Here is a 16,160-nt window from a genome sequence, read left to right as displayed (position 1 = left end):
TCCCCCCATTGTGCGTCAGCCTTCGACGCCCCTGGACGATAAGACGATTTCAGGGGTCAGGACCGACGGAACACGTGGAGGACCCTCGTCGAGAAGCGTGCGCAGCAGCTCGGCGAGTCTGGTCGGATACACCGTCTCACGCGTCGCCGCGAGTTCGGCGGAAGTCCACCACCTCAGACCGGCGACGCTGCGGAGCTCCAGGTCGGTCAGGCCCCGCGGGTCGGTGGCGGTCTGCGCCGTACGGGCCAGGAAGTACCACTCGTCCTGGTCCCAGCGGCGGCCGTCGAACGGGAAGGAGCAGGTCCGCTTCCACAGCACCGGCCCCAGTTCGACGTCCGTGATCCCGGTCTCCTCGGCCAGCTCGCGGCGGGCCGCCTGCTCCCTGGTCTCGTCGCCCTCCAGGCCCCCTCCCGGCGTGAACCACCAGGTGTCCGCCGGGTCGCCCGGCTCGTAGCCGTGGAGCAGCAGGATCCGGTCGTCCGGGTCCAGGAGCACCACCCGGGCGACCCGGCGGACCGTGCCCGTCACCGGGCCCCGCCGACGGTCCGCTCGCGGCGGGCGGCCCGTGCGGCGACCGGTCCGTACGCCGCGCCGCCCAGGATGAGCACCACGCCGAGGAGGGCCGCGCCCGCCTGGAGCGGGAGCGGCCCTTCGGCCGACACGCCGCCGGGGAGCGCGGCGAAGGCCGCGGGACGGCCGATCATCCCGTTCATCGGCCAGGCGACCGCGTCGACCCGGGCCCGCACGGCGCTCAGCGGCACCGAGCCCTGTCCGGCGTCCTGAAGATGGACGCGGGAGTCCAGGGAGGAGACCCGCTCGTCGCCGAGCAGGAAGAGCGCGCCCTCGGGCACCTTCGCGGAGAACTTCTGCGGCGAGGCCGGGCCCGGGGCGCCGGCGGCGCCCGTTCCCCGGCTCAGGTAAGGCTCGTCCACCGGCGTGCCGTCCACCGTGAGCCGCCCGCCCTGCTCGCAGCAGGCCACGGTGTCGCCGCCGACGCCGACCACGCGCTTGACCATGGGCGTGTCACCCCAGAGGGGGTCGGTGAACACCACCACGTCACCGCGCCGTACGTCGGAGCCGTCTATCCGTTCCGCGAGCACCCGGTCCCCGGCGTTCACCGTGGGGGCCATCGACTCCGTCGGAACCGTGTACGGCTGGTACACGAGTGCCGCCCAGGCGAAACCGCCGAGGAACAGCACACAGCCGACGGCCACGGCCAGGCCCGACACCACGGTGCCGGCCCGACCCCGGCCGCCGACTGCACGATCCGTACCGCTCATCCCAGCGCTCCCCCATCGGAGATCGACAATCGCTGATCCGAGTCGGCACCCTACCCGTCGGTACGCCCGCCGGTCAGCCTCCTGCGCCGCCACAGCACGATGGGCAGCGCCCCGGCCACTCCGAGTGCCGCGGGCGTCATCGCCGCGGCGGCGTTCAGACCGGGCTGGTCGAACGTGCGGGGGATGGGCAGGGTGGCCCAGCGGTTGATGGGCCAGGCGACGACGAACGCGCGGCCGACGACCTCGTCCGTGGAGACCGTGCCCTGGCCGGGAAGCTCCTGGTGGTAGCGGGAGTCCAGCGAGTTCTGCCGGTGGTCGCCCATGACCCAGATCCGGCCGTCGGGCACGCGGATCGGGCCGAAGGGCTTGTCGTTGCAGGGCGTGTTCCCCGGGAAGATGAACGACTTCTCGTCCAGGGCCTTGCCGTTGACCACGACCGGCCCGTTCACCTTGCACTCCACGGTGTCACCGCCGATCGCGATGACGCGCTTGATCAGGTCCTTCTCCTCCGAGGAGGGCATCAGACCGATGAAGCTGAGGAACTTCTGCACCGCGTTGGGCTCCGGCGTCGCGGTGTCCTCCAGCCAGCCGCCCGGGTCGTGGAAGACCACGACCTCGCCGCGCTCCGGCTCGGAGCCGAACCACGGTGTCAGCTTGTCCACCAGCACCCGGTCGCCCCGCTGCAGTGTGTTCTGCATGGAGTCCGAGGGGATGGAGAACGCCTGGACCAGGAAGGTCTTGATCAACAGCGCCAGGACGAGCGCGATGCCGATGAGCAGCGGCAGCTCCATCCAGAAGGAACGCTGTTTCTTCTGCTTCTTTCCACCGCCGTCTCCCGGGGAGCCCGCCTCACCCTCCGGCCGGCCCGTCGCGCCTCCCGCGGGAGACTCGCCGCGCTCCGGACGGTCCTCGGGTTCGTCGTGTCCGGATCGTGCGCCGACCGCCAAATCCCCCACATCCACTCCTCAGTACGTGCCACGGCCCGCGTCCCATCCGGTGCAGGCCCACCACTCCCATAACGAGCGGGAGTTCCGCAGGGGTCGGGAGCCGGTCCATTCCGTATGGAACCAGGGTGGACACACTATTCGACGGAGCTGTGACCAGGGGTGGCGCGGCGCGCGCCTGCGGGACCGTGGCGAAGGTCCCGCGTTCCTCCAGGGTCCGCCAGTGGCCGAGGGGCCAGGCGATCACCATGGCCCGTCCCACGACCTGCTTCTCGGAGATCGTGCCCTTCCCGGGCTCGTCGAGGTGGAAACGGGAGTCGGCGGAATTGGACCGGTGGTCACCCATCATGAAGAGCCGGCCGGGCGGAACCTTTACCTCGAATTGGACGGTGGAAGGCCGGTCGGAGGGGTAGAGGTAGGGCTCGGACAGGGGAACGCCGTTGACCGTGACCCGGCCGTCCGCACCGCAGCACTTGACGGTGTCGCCGCCGACGGCCACCACCCGCTTGATCAGGTCCTGCTCGTCGTCGGACGGCAGCAGGCCGATGAACGTCAACAGCTCGGTCACCTGTTTGACGCCGATCGGCGGGTCCTCACCGCCGACCGCGGCGGGCTCACCGTGCAGCCAGCCGCCGGGGTCCTTGAAGACCACCACGTCGCCGCGCTGGGGCTTGGAACCGAACCACGGTGTCAGTTTGTCGACCAGGACCCGGTCGCCGATCCGGATCGTCTGCTCCATCGATCCGGAGGGGATCACGAACGCCTGGACCAGGAACGTCTTCAGGACGAGCGCGATCAGCAGCGCCACGACGATGAGGACGGGTATCTCCTTCACCGCGGACCTGCGGCGCTTGCGCCGGACCTTCCGGGCGAGCTTGCGGCGCTCCGCCCGGGTCGGCAGGGAGCGGGGCCCGGCGGCCCTGGTCCCGCCGGGCGGCGCGACGCCGCGCCTGCGTGCGCCGCGGGGACGCCCGCGCTTACCCATGCGCCCCGCCGGGAACCCGTACGCCGTCGAAAGCGGCGGTCCCGGGCAGCGGGCCGACCCTGGCGAACGGCCAGCCGAGCCAGTCCACCCGGCCGGTCACCATGTCGACCGGGACCATGCCTCCCCCGGGCGACCCGAGACGGTCGCGGGAGTCGCTGGAGCGGCTGCGGTGGTCGCCCATCATCCAGAGCGTGCCCCGCGGCACCGCGATGTCGAAGGGCACCCGGGAGGCGCTGTCCCCGGGATGGAGATACGTCTCGTCCACCGGCACGCCGTTCACCTCGACCCTCCCCCGCTCGTCGCAGCAGACGACGCGGTCGCCGCCCACGCCGACGACCCGCTTCACGAAGTCGGTGTCGGCGGGCTCGGCGAGGCCGAGGGAGGCGGCGGCCCGGCGCAGCAGCGCGGTCACCGGGTTCCCGTCGGCGTCCTGCCGTACGAAGGAGCCGGTCCCGTCGAAGACGACGACGTCGCCCCGCTCGGGCACGGAGCCGAAGCGGTACGCCAGCTTGTTGACGAGGACCCGGTCCCCGACGCGCAGGGTGGGCTCCATCGAACCGCTGGGGATCAGGTAGGGCTGGACGACGTAGGCGCTGAACAGCAGCAGTACACCGGCGCCCGCCGCTCCGAGGGCCAGGGTGCGCGGCCGGGACAGCGCGGCGGCGATCCGGCTCCCGACACGCGAGAAGCGCGACCGCTCCTCGGGACCCTCATCGGGTGCCGAGGAGCGGTCGCGCTCCGAGTGCTGTGCTTGCGTGTCCATCGCGGCCGAAGCTTATCCGGCCGGGCCGCGGACGCGGGCGGCAGCTCAGTTGTCGCGCTTCTCCTTGATCTTCGCGGCCTTGCCGCGCAGCTCACGGAGGAAGTACAGCTTGGCGCGGCGGACGTCACCGCGGGTGACGAGCTCGATCTTCTCGAAGATCGGGCTGTGCACCGGGAAGGTGCGCTCGACGCCGACGCTGAAGGAGACCTTGCGGACCGTGAAGGTCTCGCTGACGCCCGAACCCTGGCGGCGGATGACGACGCCCTTGAACTGCTGGATACGGGAGCGGTTGCCCTCGATCACGCGCACGTGGACGTTGACGGTGTCACCGGGGCGGAACGCCGGGACGTCCGTACGGAGAGAGGCGGCGTTGACGCCATCGAGCAGGGAAGTCATCGTTTCTGCTTTCTTCGCCGATGCCACAGGTCATCGACGGCATGTCGTGAGGAGTTTCGGAGTGCTGACCGCGTCGGGCGGGCGTCTTTCCCCCTGTGGCAGGGGCGCACACCGGACGTACAGCAGCGGCCTATTCTTCCACGGCGGACGGCCTGCGCCAAAATCGGCCGCCGGGCTCGGGCGCCCAGCCCAGGATGGAGAGGATCTCGCGGTCCTTCTTGTCGAAGGCACTCGCCTCGCACCGCTCGATGAGGTCCGGCCGGTTCAGGGCGGTACGGGCGAACGCCTGGTCGCGCCGCCAGCGCGCGATCTTCCCGTGGTGGCCGCTGAGCAGGACCTCCGGGATGGACCGGCCGCGCCACTCGGGCGGCTTCGTGTAGACCGGGCCCTCCAGCAGGTCGGCCATCGCGCCGGGGGCGAAGGAGTCGTCGCGGTGCGACTCGGCGTTGCCGAGCACTCCGGGCAGCAGGCGGGCCACGGCCTCCGTGACGACCAGGACGGCCGCTTCCCCGCCGGCCAGCACGTAGTCGCCGATGGAGACCTCGACGACGGGAAGGCGGGTGGCGTACTCGTCCATCACCCGCCGGTCGATGCCCTCGTAGCGCGCGGGCGCGAACAGGAGCCACGGCTTCGCGGAGAGCTCGACCGCCAGCTCCTGGGTGAAGGGGCGTCCACTGGGCGTGGGCACCACGAGGACCGGGGAGCGCGCCCCGGCCTCGTAGCCGTCGGCCAGGGCCTCGTCCAGCGCCTCACCCCACGGCTCGGTCTTCATGACCATGCCGGGCCCGCCGCCGTAAGGGGTGTCGTCGACCGTGTTGTGCCGGTCGTACGTCCACTGCCGCAGGTCGTGGACGTGCACGTCGAGGACGCCGCGGGCGCGGGCCTTGCCGACGAGGGAGACGTTCAGCGGTTCCAGGTACTCGGGGAAGATCGTGACGACGTCGAGCCGCATCACGCGTCGCCCTTCGGCGTCCCGCCCGCGTCCCCGGCGGTGGGCTCCTCGTCGCGGGAGGAGGCCACCACGGCCTCGCTCTCGTCGATCAGGCCGGGCGGGGGCGTGATGACCGCGCGCTGCTCCTCCAGGTCGATCCCGGTGACGATCTCCTCCACGAAGGGGATCATCACCTCGCTCCCGTCGGGGCGCTCCACGATGAACAGGTCCTGCGAGGGCAGGTGGGAGATCTCGGTGATCCGGCCGATCGCGGTGCCGTCGGCCAGGACGACGTCGAGGTCGATCAGCTGGTGGTCGTAGAACTCCTCGGGGTCCTCCGGGAGTTCGTCCGGGTCCACCTCGGCGATCAGCAGGGTGTTGCGCAGCGCCTCGGCGGCCGTGCGGTCGCGTACGCCCTCGAAGCGCAGCAGCAGCCTGCCGCTGTGCACCCGGCCCGCCTCGATCGTCAGCGGGCCGGTCGCCGCCGGATCGGTGGCCAGGACGGCGCCGGGCCCGAGCCGCAGCTCCGGCTCGTCCGTTCGTACCTCGACGGTGACCTCGCCCTTGATGCCATGGGCGCGGCCGATCCGCGCAACTACCAACTGCACGCTGTTTCTCCGAATGATCCGAGTGATGGGATGCGGACGTGGACGTGGAAGAGGACGTATCCGTGAACGTGGACGGGGGACGTCCGCCCGGTCGACGACAAAGGCCGGGGACGGCTCGAAAGCCCTCCCCGGCCCTGGCCGGTGTTCAACTTCGCTCAGCGAACCTGGTCCACATCGACGAGGTCGACGCGGATCCCACGGCCGCCGATGGCGCCCACGACGGTACGCAGGGCGCGAGCGGTGCGGCCGTTGCGGCCGATCACCTTGCCGAGGTCGTCCGGGTGGACCCGGACCTCCAGCACGCGCCCGCGGCGCAGGGTGCGCGAGGCCACCTGCACGTCGTCGGGGTTGTCGACGATGCCCTTCACGAGGTGCTCGAGAGCCTCCTCGAGCATGCTCAGGCCTCGGTCGACTCGGTGGACGCGGCAGCGTCGGCCGCCTCGTCCGCCTTCTTGTCGGACTTCTTGGCCTTGGGGGTGATGGCCTCACCCTTGGCCTCGTCGCCGTCCGCGGCCAGGGCCTCGAACAGCGCGCGCTTGTCGGCCTTGGGCTCCGGCTGCAGCAGCGGCGCGGGGGCCGGGAGGCCCTTGTGGGCCTGCCAGTCACCGGTGAGCTTCAGGATCGCGAGGACCGGCTCGGTCGGCTGGGCGCCGACGGACAGCCAGTACTGCGCACGCTCCGAGTTGACCTCGATGCGCGAGGGGTTCTGCACCGGGTGGTACAGGCCGATCTCCTCGATGGCCCGGCCGTCACGGCGGGTACGGGAGTCGGCGACGACGATGCGGTAGTGAGGCGAACGGATCTTGCCCAGACGCTTCAGCTTGATCTTGACTGCCACGGAAGTGGTGTCTCCTGGTCTCTGACGTGGTTGGGCACAACGAAGATGCCACGTGGGGTTGCGGTACTCGGGTGCCCGACGGACGCGTCAGCCGGAGGAGAGAGGGGTCCTGTGCGGCTGTCGAGTACAGCTAGCCATTGTGCCACACCACATCGGCTCACCCCACCGCGACCGCCGCTTCCGGGATCCGGAACGGCTTGCCGCAGCCGCCGCACACGATCGGCGCCTGCGCCAGGACCGACGGGACGACGCGGACGTTGCGTCCGCAGTCGCAGACGGCCTTGACCCGGACGCCGCCCCCGGAGGAGCCGTGCCGGGCGGCGGGCCCGCGGAAGGAGCGCTTGGTGTCGGCGGCGGTGGCGACCGTGTGCGCCTTGAGGGCGCGCTGCAGCCGTTCGGCGGTCGGGCGGTACCGGCGCTTGGCCTCCGGATTCAGCGTGACCAGCGAGAACCCGCTGCTGGGGTGGGGTTCCTCGACATGGTCGAGACCCAGTTCCTCGGCGATCGCCAGGAAGCGTCGGTTGTGGTAGCGGCCGGCCCGGGAGGTGTCGCGGACACCTCTCGCGGCGGCGATGCCGTGGACTGCCTCGTGGAGCAGTCGTTCGAAGGAGAGCTCGGCGCCACAAGCGGACGACGACTCTCCGATCAGGGACTCGGGCGCGGCAAGATCGGGCAGCTCGGGGTGGTACCGCTGAATGTCGGCCCACGCCTGCGCCAGCTCTGCGGCAAGTACAGGTGGTGTCGTGCTCACGTCGTGACAACGAGCCCGAGTGCTCCGGTGTTCCTATTCCGGGGCATCCCAAATAATTTGCACGTACCAGTCAGTTGCCCTTGATGCGTCCGGACGCGGGCGGGTGCGCAGAACTGCGGAGAAGACGCACAGCTCGCACAAAGACGGCGTGCGGTGTCCGGTTTCCGGTACGCGGGGCGCGTGCGGCCGGCGGAGGCGCGCCGGGAGACGAGGAGCCCGGCTTCGGCGGCGAGACCACCGCCGCCAGGCCGCTCGACGTGCCCGGCCGACGGTGTCGGGTCAGACTGGTGGCGAGAAGCGGACGTGGTGCGCGGAGGCCCTGCCTGGCGGCGTACGGGGACCGTTCGGTCGGCCGAGGGCAGTGCCGCCCCGAGGCCGTCCGGGCCGCCCCGAGGCCGTCCGGTCGCACGACGGCGTGAAACACCCCCGCCGCGGCCGAGGTCCGACGGGGCGCACGACCGGAGCACGCAAGCATTGCCCCACAACCCCTGGACGGGACGGCGCGAGCGCAGTTCCCTGACATACGGGGGTGCGGACAGACGCACACGGGGGCGACCACTGGAGCAGGATCGATCTCTTGGCGGATTGGGGCCCTTCCATGACACCGACGCTCGTCCGGAACCACCGTGACGTGGAGCCGTCCGCACCGGCGGAGGCCGGTGTCCGCGCCCGCGACTGGGCCGAGATCCAGGAACGCATGCTGGCGCCGCTGTACGAGGCGGTGTACGACCGGCTGGAGGTCGGGGCCGCCACCCGGGTGCTCTCGCTCGGCTGCGGCTCGGGTCTCGCGATGCTCGTCGCGGCGGCGCGGGGGGCACACGTCACAGGCGTGGACACCGACCGGGAGCGCCTGGCGCTGGCCCGTGCGCGGCTGCTGCCCGAGGCGGGCCGGGACGGCGCGGGCCGGGACGGCAGACGGGCGCACCCGGCCCGCAGCCGCGCCCGTCTGCTCGACGGCGGCCTGCCGGGCGCGGCGGACGGCGCGGCGTACGACCTGGTGACCGCGTTCGAGCCGATCGGGTGCGCGGCCGGCGACTCCGCGGGGCTGGCGCCCGCGCTGGAGTCGGCCGTCGCGGTGTCCCGCCGGGGCGCCGCGGTGGTGCTGACCGGCTGGGGGCCGCCGGAGCGGTGCGCCACGTCGGAGGTGCTGGGCGTGGCGAACCGGCTGGCGGAAGCGGCACGGGAGCCGGGGGCAGGCGGACGGCGGCCCGTTCTCCGGGACGAGCTGGAGGACGTGGCGGCGCGGGCCGGCCTGAAGCCGGACGGTTCGGGGCGGGTCTCCTGCCCGTTCGGCTACGCGGACACCGGCAGCGCGGTGCGCGGGCTGCTGTCCACCGGGCTGTTCGACGCGGCGGTGCACGCCACCGACCGCTGCCAGGTGGAGAAGGAGGTGGCCGAGGCGCTGCACCCGTACCGGCGCCGGGACGGCACGGTGTGGATGCCGAACGTCTTCCGCTACCTCGTCTGCACGGCCTGATCCGCGCTCCGACTCACCGGCCGCCCCGGCCGGTGAGCCGCCGTTCCGCGCCCGTCAACACATGGACGTGGATCAGCCCATGAACTTCCTGAACTCGTCCGGCAGTTCGAAGTTCTTGTCCTCCTGGGCCGGCAGCCCGAGCGCCCCGCCCTGCGCGGCCTGCTCGCGGCGGGCCGCGGCGGCCTGCTCGTCGGCCTTCCGCTTCATCGGGTTGCCGCTCTTGCGCTTGCCCTTGGCCTGCTTGACCTGCTTCTTCTGACGGCCGGGGCCGCCACCCATGCCGGGCATCCCCGGCATCCCGGGCATGCCGCCGCCCTGGGCCATCTTCGACATCATCTTGCGGGCCTCGAAGAACCGCTCCACCAGGCTCTTCACCGCGGAGACCTCGACGCCGGAGCCCTTGGCGATACGGGCGCGGCGCGAGCCGTTGATGATCGTCGGCTCGGCGCGCTCCTTGGGCGTCATCGACTTGATGATCGCGGCGGTGCGGTCGATGTCCCGCTCGTCGATGTTGTTGATCTGGTCCTTGATCTGCCCCATGCCGGGCAGCATCCCGAGCAGCTTGGAGATGGAGCCCATCTTGCGGACCTGTTCCATCTGGGCCAGGAAGTCGTCGAGCGTGAAGTCCTTGCCCTTGCTGGACGCCAGCTTGGAGGCCATTTTGGCGGCCTCTTCCTGGCTGAAGGTCTTCTCCGCCTGCTCGATCAGGGTGAGCAGGTCGCCCATGTCGAGGATGCGGGAGGCCATCCGGTCCGGGTGGAAGGCGTCGAAGTCCTCCAGCTTCTCGCCGTTCGACGCGAACATGATCTGCTTGCCCGTGACATGGGCGATCGACAAGGCCGCACCACCGCGGGCGTCGCCGTCGAGCTTGGACAGGACGACGCCGTCGAAGCCCACGCCGTCGCGGAACGCCTCGGCGGTGTTGACCGCGTCCTGACCGATCATCGCGTCGACGACGAAGAGGATCTCGTCCGGGCTGACGGCGTCGCGGATGTCCGCGGCCTGGCGCATCAGCTCCTGGTCGATGCCGAGGCGGCCGGCGGTGTCGACGATCACGATGTCGTGGACCTTGGCCCTGGCGAACTCGATCGAGTCCTGGGCGACCCGGACCGGGTCTCCGACGCCGTTGCCCGGCTCGGGGGCGTACACGGCGACGCCGGCGCGCTCGGCGACGACGCTGAGCTGGTTGACGGCGTTGGGGCGCTGGAGGTCGCAGGCGACGAGCAGCGGGGAGTGGCCCTGTGCCTTGAGCCAGAGGCCGAGCTTTCCGGCCAGCGTGGTCTTGCCCGCGCCCTGGAGGCCGGCGAGCATGATCACGGTGGGCGGGGTCTTGGCGAACCGCAGCCGGCGGGTCTCGCCGCCGAGGATGGAGACGAGCTCCTCGTTGACGATCTTGACGACCTGCTGGGCGGGGTTCAGCGCCTGGGAGACCTCGGAGCCGCGCGCCCGCTCCTTCACGTTGGCGATGAAGGCCCGCACCACGGGCAGGGCGACGTCGGCTTCCAGCAGGGCGATACGGATCTCGCGTGCCGTGGCGTCGATGTCCGCCTCGGACAAGCGGCCCTTGCCCCTGAGGTTCTTGAAAGTCGCGCTAAGGCGGTCGGAGAGAGTATCGAACACGGCGCTCGTCGGTCCTCAGGGTCGGGGGCGGGGCAGGTCAATCGCCCTCCAGGGTATCCGCCCCCCGGCGGGCTCGGAGCCCTCGCCCGGATCCGGCCGCCCCGGGGGGCCCGGCGGCCGTTCCGCCCACCTCAGCCCAGGGCCTTCTCGACCTCCCGGGCGAGCTCGGCCGCCCGCGCCCCGGGCAGCGGTTCGCCGTCGGCGCCGGTGACGTAGAAGGCGTCCACCGCGTTGGCCCCGAGGGTCGACACATGGGCGCTGCGCACCTGTGCGCCGCTCTGCTCCAGGGCCCGGCCGATGCGGTGCAGCAGTCCCGGGGCGTCCTGGGCGCGCACCTCGATGACCGTGGCCCGGCGCGATCCCGCCGCCGCGACGGTGACCCGGGGCGGTGGGGCCTTCACGCCGCGCCGGCGCGGGTAGGCGGCCTCCCGTTCGGCGAGGCGGGCCCGGATGTCGAGGGATCCGTCCAGGGCGCGGACGAGGTCGGCGCGGAGCCGGGCGGCCTGCGGAAGGGATCCGTACTCGGCGGCGACCCGCCAGCTCAGCAGCAGCAGCTCCGCCGGTTCGCCGACCTCGTCGGGCAGTTCCACGGCGCGCAGGTCGGCGGAGCGGACGGTGAGGCGGTGCAGTGCGAGCACGCCGGCCGCCGCGGGCAGGACGCCGGGGCGGTCGGGCAGGGCGATGAGGAGTTCGACGCCGACGGGTTCCGGCGCGCCGTCCTCGGCCGGCGGCGCGGGCCGGGTGTGCAGGGCGAGGACCGGTCCGCCGGTGCGCAGGGCCTCGACGGCGAGGCGTTCGTGCTCGGCGCCGGGCGCGGCCCGCTCCGGTTCCTCGGGGGCCTCGCCGTCGAGGACGGCGGCGACGCGTCGGACGAGGTCGGCGACGAGCGAGGCGCGCCAGGCGCTCCAGGCGGCCGGTCCGGTGGCGAGCGCGTCGGCCTCGGTGAGGGCGTGCAGCAGTTCCAGGGTGGAGGTGCTGGTCACGGCGTCGGCGACGGACCGGACGGTGGCGGGATCGTCGAGGTCGCGCCGGGTGGCGGTCTCCACGAGCAGGAGGTGGTGGCGTACGAGGGTGGCGATGACGCCCACGTCGTGCCGGTCGAAGCCGATGCGGGCGGCCATGTCCCGGGCGATCACCTCGCCGGCCTCCGAGTGGTCGCCGGGCCATCCCTTGCCGATGTCGTGCAGGAGGGCGGCGACCAGCAGCAGGTCGGGGCGGTGGACGCGGCGGGCGAGCGCGGAGGCGCGGACGGCGGTCTCCACGAGGTGCCGGTCGACGGTCCAGGTGTGGACGGGGTTGCGCTGCGGGCGGCAGCGTACGCGTTCCCAGTCGGGCAGCAGCCGGGTGACGATCCCTTCCGCTTCCAGCGCCTCCCAGACGGCGACGGCGGCCTCGCCCGCGCCGAGCAGGGTGACCAGTTCCTCGCGCGCCTCGGGGGGCCACGGGACGGGCAGCGGCCGGGCGGTGGCGGCGAGGTGGCGCACCAGGTGGCGGGAGAGCGGGAGGGCGGCCTCGGCGGCGGCCGCCGCCGCGCGCAGGGTGAGCACCGGGTCGCGTTCGGGGCGGGCGGCGCGGGCGAGGACGACCTCGCCGTCGGCCTCCACCACTCCGTCGGCGAGCGGAGTGCGTTCGGGTGCGGCCTTGGCGCCGCCGAGCCCTCGGCCGAGCAGGGCGCGGAGCCCGGGGCGGGCCGAGCGGGCGCGCAGCACCCGGTTGACCTCGCGCCAGGTGACGTCGGTGGCGTACGAGACGGTGCGGGCGGCCTCGTACACCTGGCGCAGCAGGGTGTCGGCGTCCAGCAGGCCGAGGGCTTCGGCGACCTGGTCCTGTTCCTGGAGGGCGAGGCGGTCGGTGGCGCGTCCGGTGGTCAGGTGGAGGGCGTCGCGGGTGTCGAGCAGGACGCGGCGGGCTTCGGCGAGTCCTTCGCGGGGTGCGTCGGCGACCCAGGACGCGGCCACGGCGCGCAGGGCGGTGGCGTCGCGGAGGCCGCCGCGGGCCTCCTTGAGGTCGGGTTCCAGGAGGAACTGGAGCTCGCCCGCGCGTTCGCCGCGCTCCCGGCAGAGTTCGTCGAGGGCGGGCAGGCGTTTCGCGGCCTGGTTGCGCCAGTCGGCGAGGACCGCGGTGCGCAGGGAGGCGACGAGGCCGAGGTCGCCCGCGACGGGGCGGGCGTCGAGCAGGCCGAGCTGGACCTTGAGGTCCTCGCCGGCCGTCCGCCGGGCCTCCGCGGGGGTGCGTACGGAGTGGTCGAGGGCCAGGCCCAGGTCCCAGACGGGGTACCAGAGGGCGTCGGCGAGGGCGGCGAGGGCCGCCGCGCCGGCGCTGCCGTCGTGCAGGAGGAGCAGGTCGAGGTCGCTGCGCGGGGAGAGTTCGCCGCGGCCGTAGCCGCCGACGGCGACGAGGGCGGCGCCGCGGACCCGGGCCCGTTCGGCCGCCGCGGTGAACAGGCCGGTGAGCCAGTCGTCGGTGAGGCGGGCGAGGGCCGCACGGCGCGGCGGCCCGGACCGCGCCGTCCCCTGGAGGAGGCGCAGCCGGGCCGCCGCGTAGCCGCTGGGTCCGGGTTCTTCGGTTTCGGTGGTCACGTCGGTCGTCACCCGGTCGCCTTCCGTTCGGTGCCCTCGGTTCCTCGGTCCGCCGGTCAGAGCGCGTCCGGGCCGCGTTCGCCCGTCCGCACCCGTACGGCCGTCTCGACCGGGACGCTCCAGACCTTCCCGTCGCCGATCTTGCCGGTGCGGGCGGCCTTGACGAGTACCTCGATGAGCTGTTCGGCGTCGTCGTCCTCGACGAGGACCTCGACGCGGATCTTCGGTACCAGGTCGACGGTGTACTCCGCGCCCCGGTAGACCTCGGTGTGGCCGCGCTGGCGGCCGTAACCGCTGGCCTCGGTGACGGTGAGCCCCTGGACGCCGAACGCCTGGAGGGCCTCCTTGATCTCGTCCAGCCGGTGGGGCTTCACGACCGCGGTGATGAGCTTCATGCGTCCACCTTCTTCGCCTTCGGTGCTGCCTTCGCCTTCGGTGCCGCCGTCGGATCCTGGACCGGGGCGGCGGTGCGGGAGACCGTGCCGCCGCCGGCGCCGCTGAAGTCGTACGCCGTCTCGGCGTGCTCCACCTGGTCGATGCCCGCGACCTCGTCGTCCTCGGAGACCCGCATCCCGATGGTGCGGTCCAGCAGGAGGGCGATGAGGGCGGAGACGACCAGAGAGTACGCGAGGACCGCGAAGACGCCGACGGCCTGCTTGCCGAGCTGTTCGAGGCCGCCGCCGTAGAAGAGGCCCTTGGCGTCGGACTGGACGCCGCCGGTGGCGAAGAAGCCGACCAGGAGCGAGCCGAGGATGCCGCCGACGAGGTGGACGCCGACGACGTCCAGGGAGTCGTCGAAGCCGAAGCGGTACTTCAGACCGACCGCCATGGCGCACAGGACGCCGGCGACGGCGCCGATCGCGATGGCGCCGAGCGGGCTGACCGAGCCGCCCGCCGGGGTGATGGCGACGAGGCCGGCGACCGCGCCGGAGGCGGCGCCGAGGGTGGTGAAGGAGCCGTGGCGCAGCTTCTCGTAGATGAGCCAGCCGAGGACGGCCGCGGCGGCGGCGACCTGGGTGTTGAGGAACATGACCGCGCCGACGCCGTCGTCGTTGCCGAGCCAGGATCCGGCGTTGAAGCCGAACCAGCCGAACCACAGGAGGGCCGCGCCGAGCATGACGAGCGGGAGGCTGTGCGGGCGCATCGGGTCCTTCTTGAAGCCGACGCGCTTGCCGATGACGAGGATGACGCCGAGGGCCGCGGCGCCGGCGTTGATGTGGACGGCCGTACCGCCGGCGAAGTCGATCACGCCCATCTCGAAGAGCCAGCCGCCGGAGCCCCAGACCCAGTGCGCGACCGGGAAGTAGACGACGGTGACCCACAGGACGACGAACAGGGACCACGCGGTGAACTTGACGCGGTCGGCGAGCGCGCCGCTGATCAGGGCCGGGGTGAGCACGGCGAACATCAGCTGGAAGACGGCGAAGACGTACACCGGGATGGTGTAGCCGTCCCAGAGCTCGGTGACGCCGATGCCGCTGAGGCCGACGTAGTCCGAGCTCCAGCCGATGACCGAGCCGACGTCGGTGCCGAAGGCCAGGCTGAATCCGAAGAGCACCCACAGGATCGTGACGATCCCGAGGCTGATGAAGCTCATCATCAGCATGTTGAGGGTGCTCTTGACGCGGACCATGCCTCCGTAGAAGAAGGCCAGGCCGGGAGTCATGAGCATCACCAGGGCCGAGCAGATGAGCATGAACCCGGTGTTGGCGGCGGACAGCTGGGGGGCGTCTGCGGCAAGCGTCGTGATGCCTGGGGGCATCGGCGTCTCCTCGTCGTCGTGCGGCCGCGGCGTGCGGGGGAAGGCTGCGGGACCACTGGGGAAAAGGTGCGGGGCCGGTTATCAGCCACGAGATTGGCGGAACGCCGTTTCGAGGGATGCCGCACGGTGTTTCGCCGCGGTGACGAAGGGGGATCGCGTGTTACGTCCGGATGAACCCGAGGTGGCGCGCCCCGTGCCCTGCCTACCATGCGGCCCGCGTCGCATACGGAGCGGTTGAAACGCCGGAGGGCGGGGCGGACGAGGACCGGCCGCGGCGGTCCTCCGTGCGACCGGGCGATGGGGGAGCCGGGTCGGGCTGTTCGGAAGGGGCGCCGCGGCCGGTGGCCGGTGGTGCGGGTCAGACCGCTTCGGCGGTCTCCGGCAGCTGCTCGTGGAGCAGTTCGGTGAGCCGGGCCACGTCGGCGACGTCGCCGAAGTCCCTGGCCGCGGTGTCGACGGTCTTGCGCAGCCGGGTGTTGACCCGCTCGGAGCGGACCTTCCTGGCGATCTTCAGGGCGCGGGTGGCCAGCACGGTGGACTGTTCCGGTTCGCGCTGGAGGAGGTGGACGGTCGCCATCCCGATCAGGTTGAGCGCGTAGGAGCGCTGGTGCTCGTCGTCCTCGCCGAACAGCTCGACGGCCTTGGTCATGACGGGCTCGGCGAGCGAGGCGTACGTGGGGCTGCGGCCGGCGACATAGGCGAGGTCGCGGTAGGAGTGGGCGTTCTCGCCGTTGAGCTCGGCCTCGGAGAAGAACCGGATCCAGTCGGGCTCGGGCTCGCCGTCGAGTCCGGCGTCCTCGAAGGTGTCCTCGGCCATCCGGACGGCGCGCTTGCACTTGCTGGGCTGGCCCATGTTGGCGTAGGCGCGGGCCTCCATCGCGTACAGCATGGCCTGGGTGCGCGGGGTGGCGCAGTCGCGGCTGCCGTACTGGGCGAGGTGGATCAGCTCCAGGGCGTCGTCGGGGCGTCCGAGGTGGATCATCTGGCGGCTCATGCTGGACAGGACGTAGCTGCCGAGCGGCTTGTCGCCGGCCTCCTTCGCGGCGTGCAGCGCGAGGACGAAGTACTTCTGGGCCGTGGGCTGGAGGCCGACGTCGTAGCTCATCCAGCCCGCCAGCTCGGCCAGCTCGGCGGCGCAGCGGAAGAGGCGCTTGGCGGTGGGGCCGGGCTGCGGCTCCTGGAGCAGGTCGGTGACCTCGTGAAGCTGTCCGACGACGGCCTTGCGG

At 72.3% G+C, this 16,160-nt stretch carries 16 protein-coding genes and 1 pseudogene; 1 reads left to right on the top strand and 16 read right to left on the bottom strand.

Annotated elements, in window-relative coordinates; all coding sequences use genetic code 11:
* Positions 1-15 precede the first annotated feature (15 nt).
* From EES43_RS22130 to EES43_RS22080, 11 genes are all read right to left on the bottom strand, one after another.
* Positions 16-528: an NUDIX hydrolase gene (locus EES43_RS22130; RefSeq protein WP_124270322.1), complete on the bottom strand. Its 513-nt coding sequence runs from the start codon at positions 526-528 to the stop codon at positions 16-18.
* A complete protein-coding gene (gene lepB / locus EES43_RS22125) occupies positions 525-1,280 on the bottom strand; it encodes a signal peptidase I (protein ID WP_124270321.1) in 756 nt (251 codons plus the stop codon). The genes EES43_RS22130 and lepB (EES43_RS22125) overlap by 4 nt, the downstream gene beginning before the upstream one ends.
* A 50-nt stretch (positions 1,281-1,330) precedes the next feature.
* Positions 1,331-2,227: a signal peptidase I gene (lepB, locus tag EES43_RS22120; protein ID WP_124272104.1), complete on the bottom strand. Its 897-nt coding sequence runs from the start codon at positions 2,225-2,227 to the stop codon at positions 1,331-1,333.
* A complete protein-coding gene (lepB, locus tag EES43_RS22115; RefSeq protein WP_124270320.1) occupies positions 2,130-3,209 on the bottom strand; it encodes a signal peptidase I in 1,080 nt (359 codons plus the stop codon). The genes lepB (EES43_RS22120) and lepB (EES43_RS22115) overlap by 98 nt, the downstream gene beginning before the upstream one ends.
* A complete protein-coding gene (gene lepB / locus EES43_RS22110; protein WP_124270319.1) occupies positions 3,202-3,972 on the bottom strand; it encodes a signal peptidase I in 771 nt (256 codons plus the stop codon). The genes lepB (EES43_RS22115) and lepB (EES43_RS22110) overlap by 8 nt, the downstream gene beginning before the upstream one ends.
* A 45-nt stretch (positions 3,973-4,017) precedes the next feature.
* Positions 4,018-4,368 (bottom strand): 50S ribosomal protein L19, encoded by a 351-nt coding sequence (rplS, locus tag EES43_RS22105; protein ID WP_124270318.1) that lies wholly within the window; start codon positions 4,366-4,368, stop codon positions 4,018-4,020.
* A gap of 130 nt (positions 4,369-4,498) precedes the next feature.
* A complete protein-coding gene (gene trmD, locus EES43_RS22100; RefSeq protein ID WP_124272103.1) occupies positions 4,499-5,320 on the bottom strand; it encodes a tRNA (guanosine(37)-N1)-methyltransferase TrmD in 822 nt (273 codons plus the stop codon).
* Positions 5,320-5,907, bottom strand: a complete 588-nt coding sequence (gene rimM / locus EES43_RS22095; RefSeq protein ID WP_124270317.1) for a ribosome maturation factor RimM — start codon at positions 5,905-5,907, stop codon at positions 5,320-5,322. Before rimM ends, trmD begins: the two co-directional genes overlap by 1 nt.
* A 155-nt stretch (positions 5,908-6,062) precedes the next feature.
* Positions 6,063-6,302 (bottom strand): RNA-binding protein, encoded by a 240-nt coding sequence (locus EES43_RS22090; RefSeq protein WP_003980229.1) that lies wholly within the window; start codon positions 6,300-6,302, stop codon positions 6,063-6,065.
* Between the two features lie 2 nt (positions 6,303-6,304).
* Entirely contained in the window at positions 6,305-6,745 is a 441-nt protein-coding gene (gene rpsP / locus EES43_RS22085; RefSeq protein ID WP_124270316.1) for a 30S ribosomal protein S16, read from the bottom strand.
* Positions 6,746-6,902: 157 nt separating this feature from the next.
* Positions 6,903-7,496 (bottom strand): hypothetical protein, encoded by a 594-nt coding sequence (locus EES43_RS22080; protein ID WP_124270315.1) that lies wholly within the window; start codon positions 7,494-7,496, stop codon positions 6,903-6,905.
* Between the two features lie 598 nt (positions 7,497-8,094).
* Between EES43_RS22080 and EES43_RS22075 the strand changes: the two genes are divergently transcribed.
* The gene (locus tag EES43_RS22075) at positions 8,095-8,973 is read left to right on the top strand and encodes a class I SAM-dependent methyltransferase (protein WP_124270314.1); all 879 of its coding nucleotides are present in this window, start codon (positions 8,095-8,097) and stop codon (positions 8,971-8,973) included.
* Between the two features lie 72 nt (positions 8,974-9,045).
* Here the strand turns inward: EES43_RS22075 and ffh are convergent, their stop codons facing one another.
* The 5 genes and pseudogenes from ffh to EES43_RS22050 all read right to left on the bottom strand — a co-directional run.
* Positions 9,046-10,593 (bottom strand): signal recognition particle protein, encoded by a 1,548-nt coding sequence (ffh, locus tag EES43_RS22070; protein ID WP_124270313.1) that lies wholly within the window; start codon positions 10,591-10,593, stop codon positions 9,046-9,048.
* A gap of 131 nt (positions 10,594-10,724) precedes the next feature.
* Positions 10,725-13,184, bottom strand: coding sequence for a [protein-PII] uridylyltransferase (locus tag EES43_RS22065; protein ID WP_124270312.1), 2,460 nt, complete (start codon positions 13,182-13,184; stop codon positions 10,725-10,727).
* A 44-nt stretch (positions 13,185-13,228) separates the two neighbouring features.
* Positions 13,229-13,567 carry a P-II family nitrogen regulator gene (locus tag EES43_RS22060; RefSeq protein WP_124270311.1) on the bottom strand — a complete coding sequence of 113 codons (339 nt, stop codon included), beginning with the start codon at positions 13,565-13,567 and terminating at the stop codon, positions 13,229-13,231.
* Complete coding sequence (locus EES43_RS22055) at positions 13,564-14,934, bottom strand: ammonium transporter (RefSeq protein WP_124270310.1); 1,371 nt, start codon at positions 14,932-14,934, stop codon at positions 13,564-13,566. Before EES43_RS22055 ends, EES43_RS22060 begins: the two co-directional genes overlap by 4 nt.
* Positions 14,935-15,292: 358 nt before the next feature.
* Positions 15,293-16,160 (bottom strand): annotated as a pseudogene (locus EES43_RS22050) (hypothetical protein); the annotation flags it as partial.

The organism is Streptomyces sp. ADI96-02, from assembly GCF_003846185.1.
Classification (GTDB): domain Bacteria; phylum Actinomycetota; class Actinomycetes; order Streptomycetales; family Streptomycetaceae; genus Streptomyces.
This window is presented reverse-complemented; position numbering and strand designations above follow the sequence as displayed.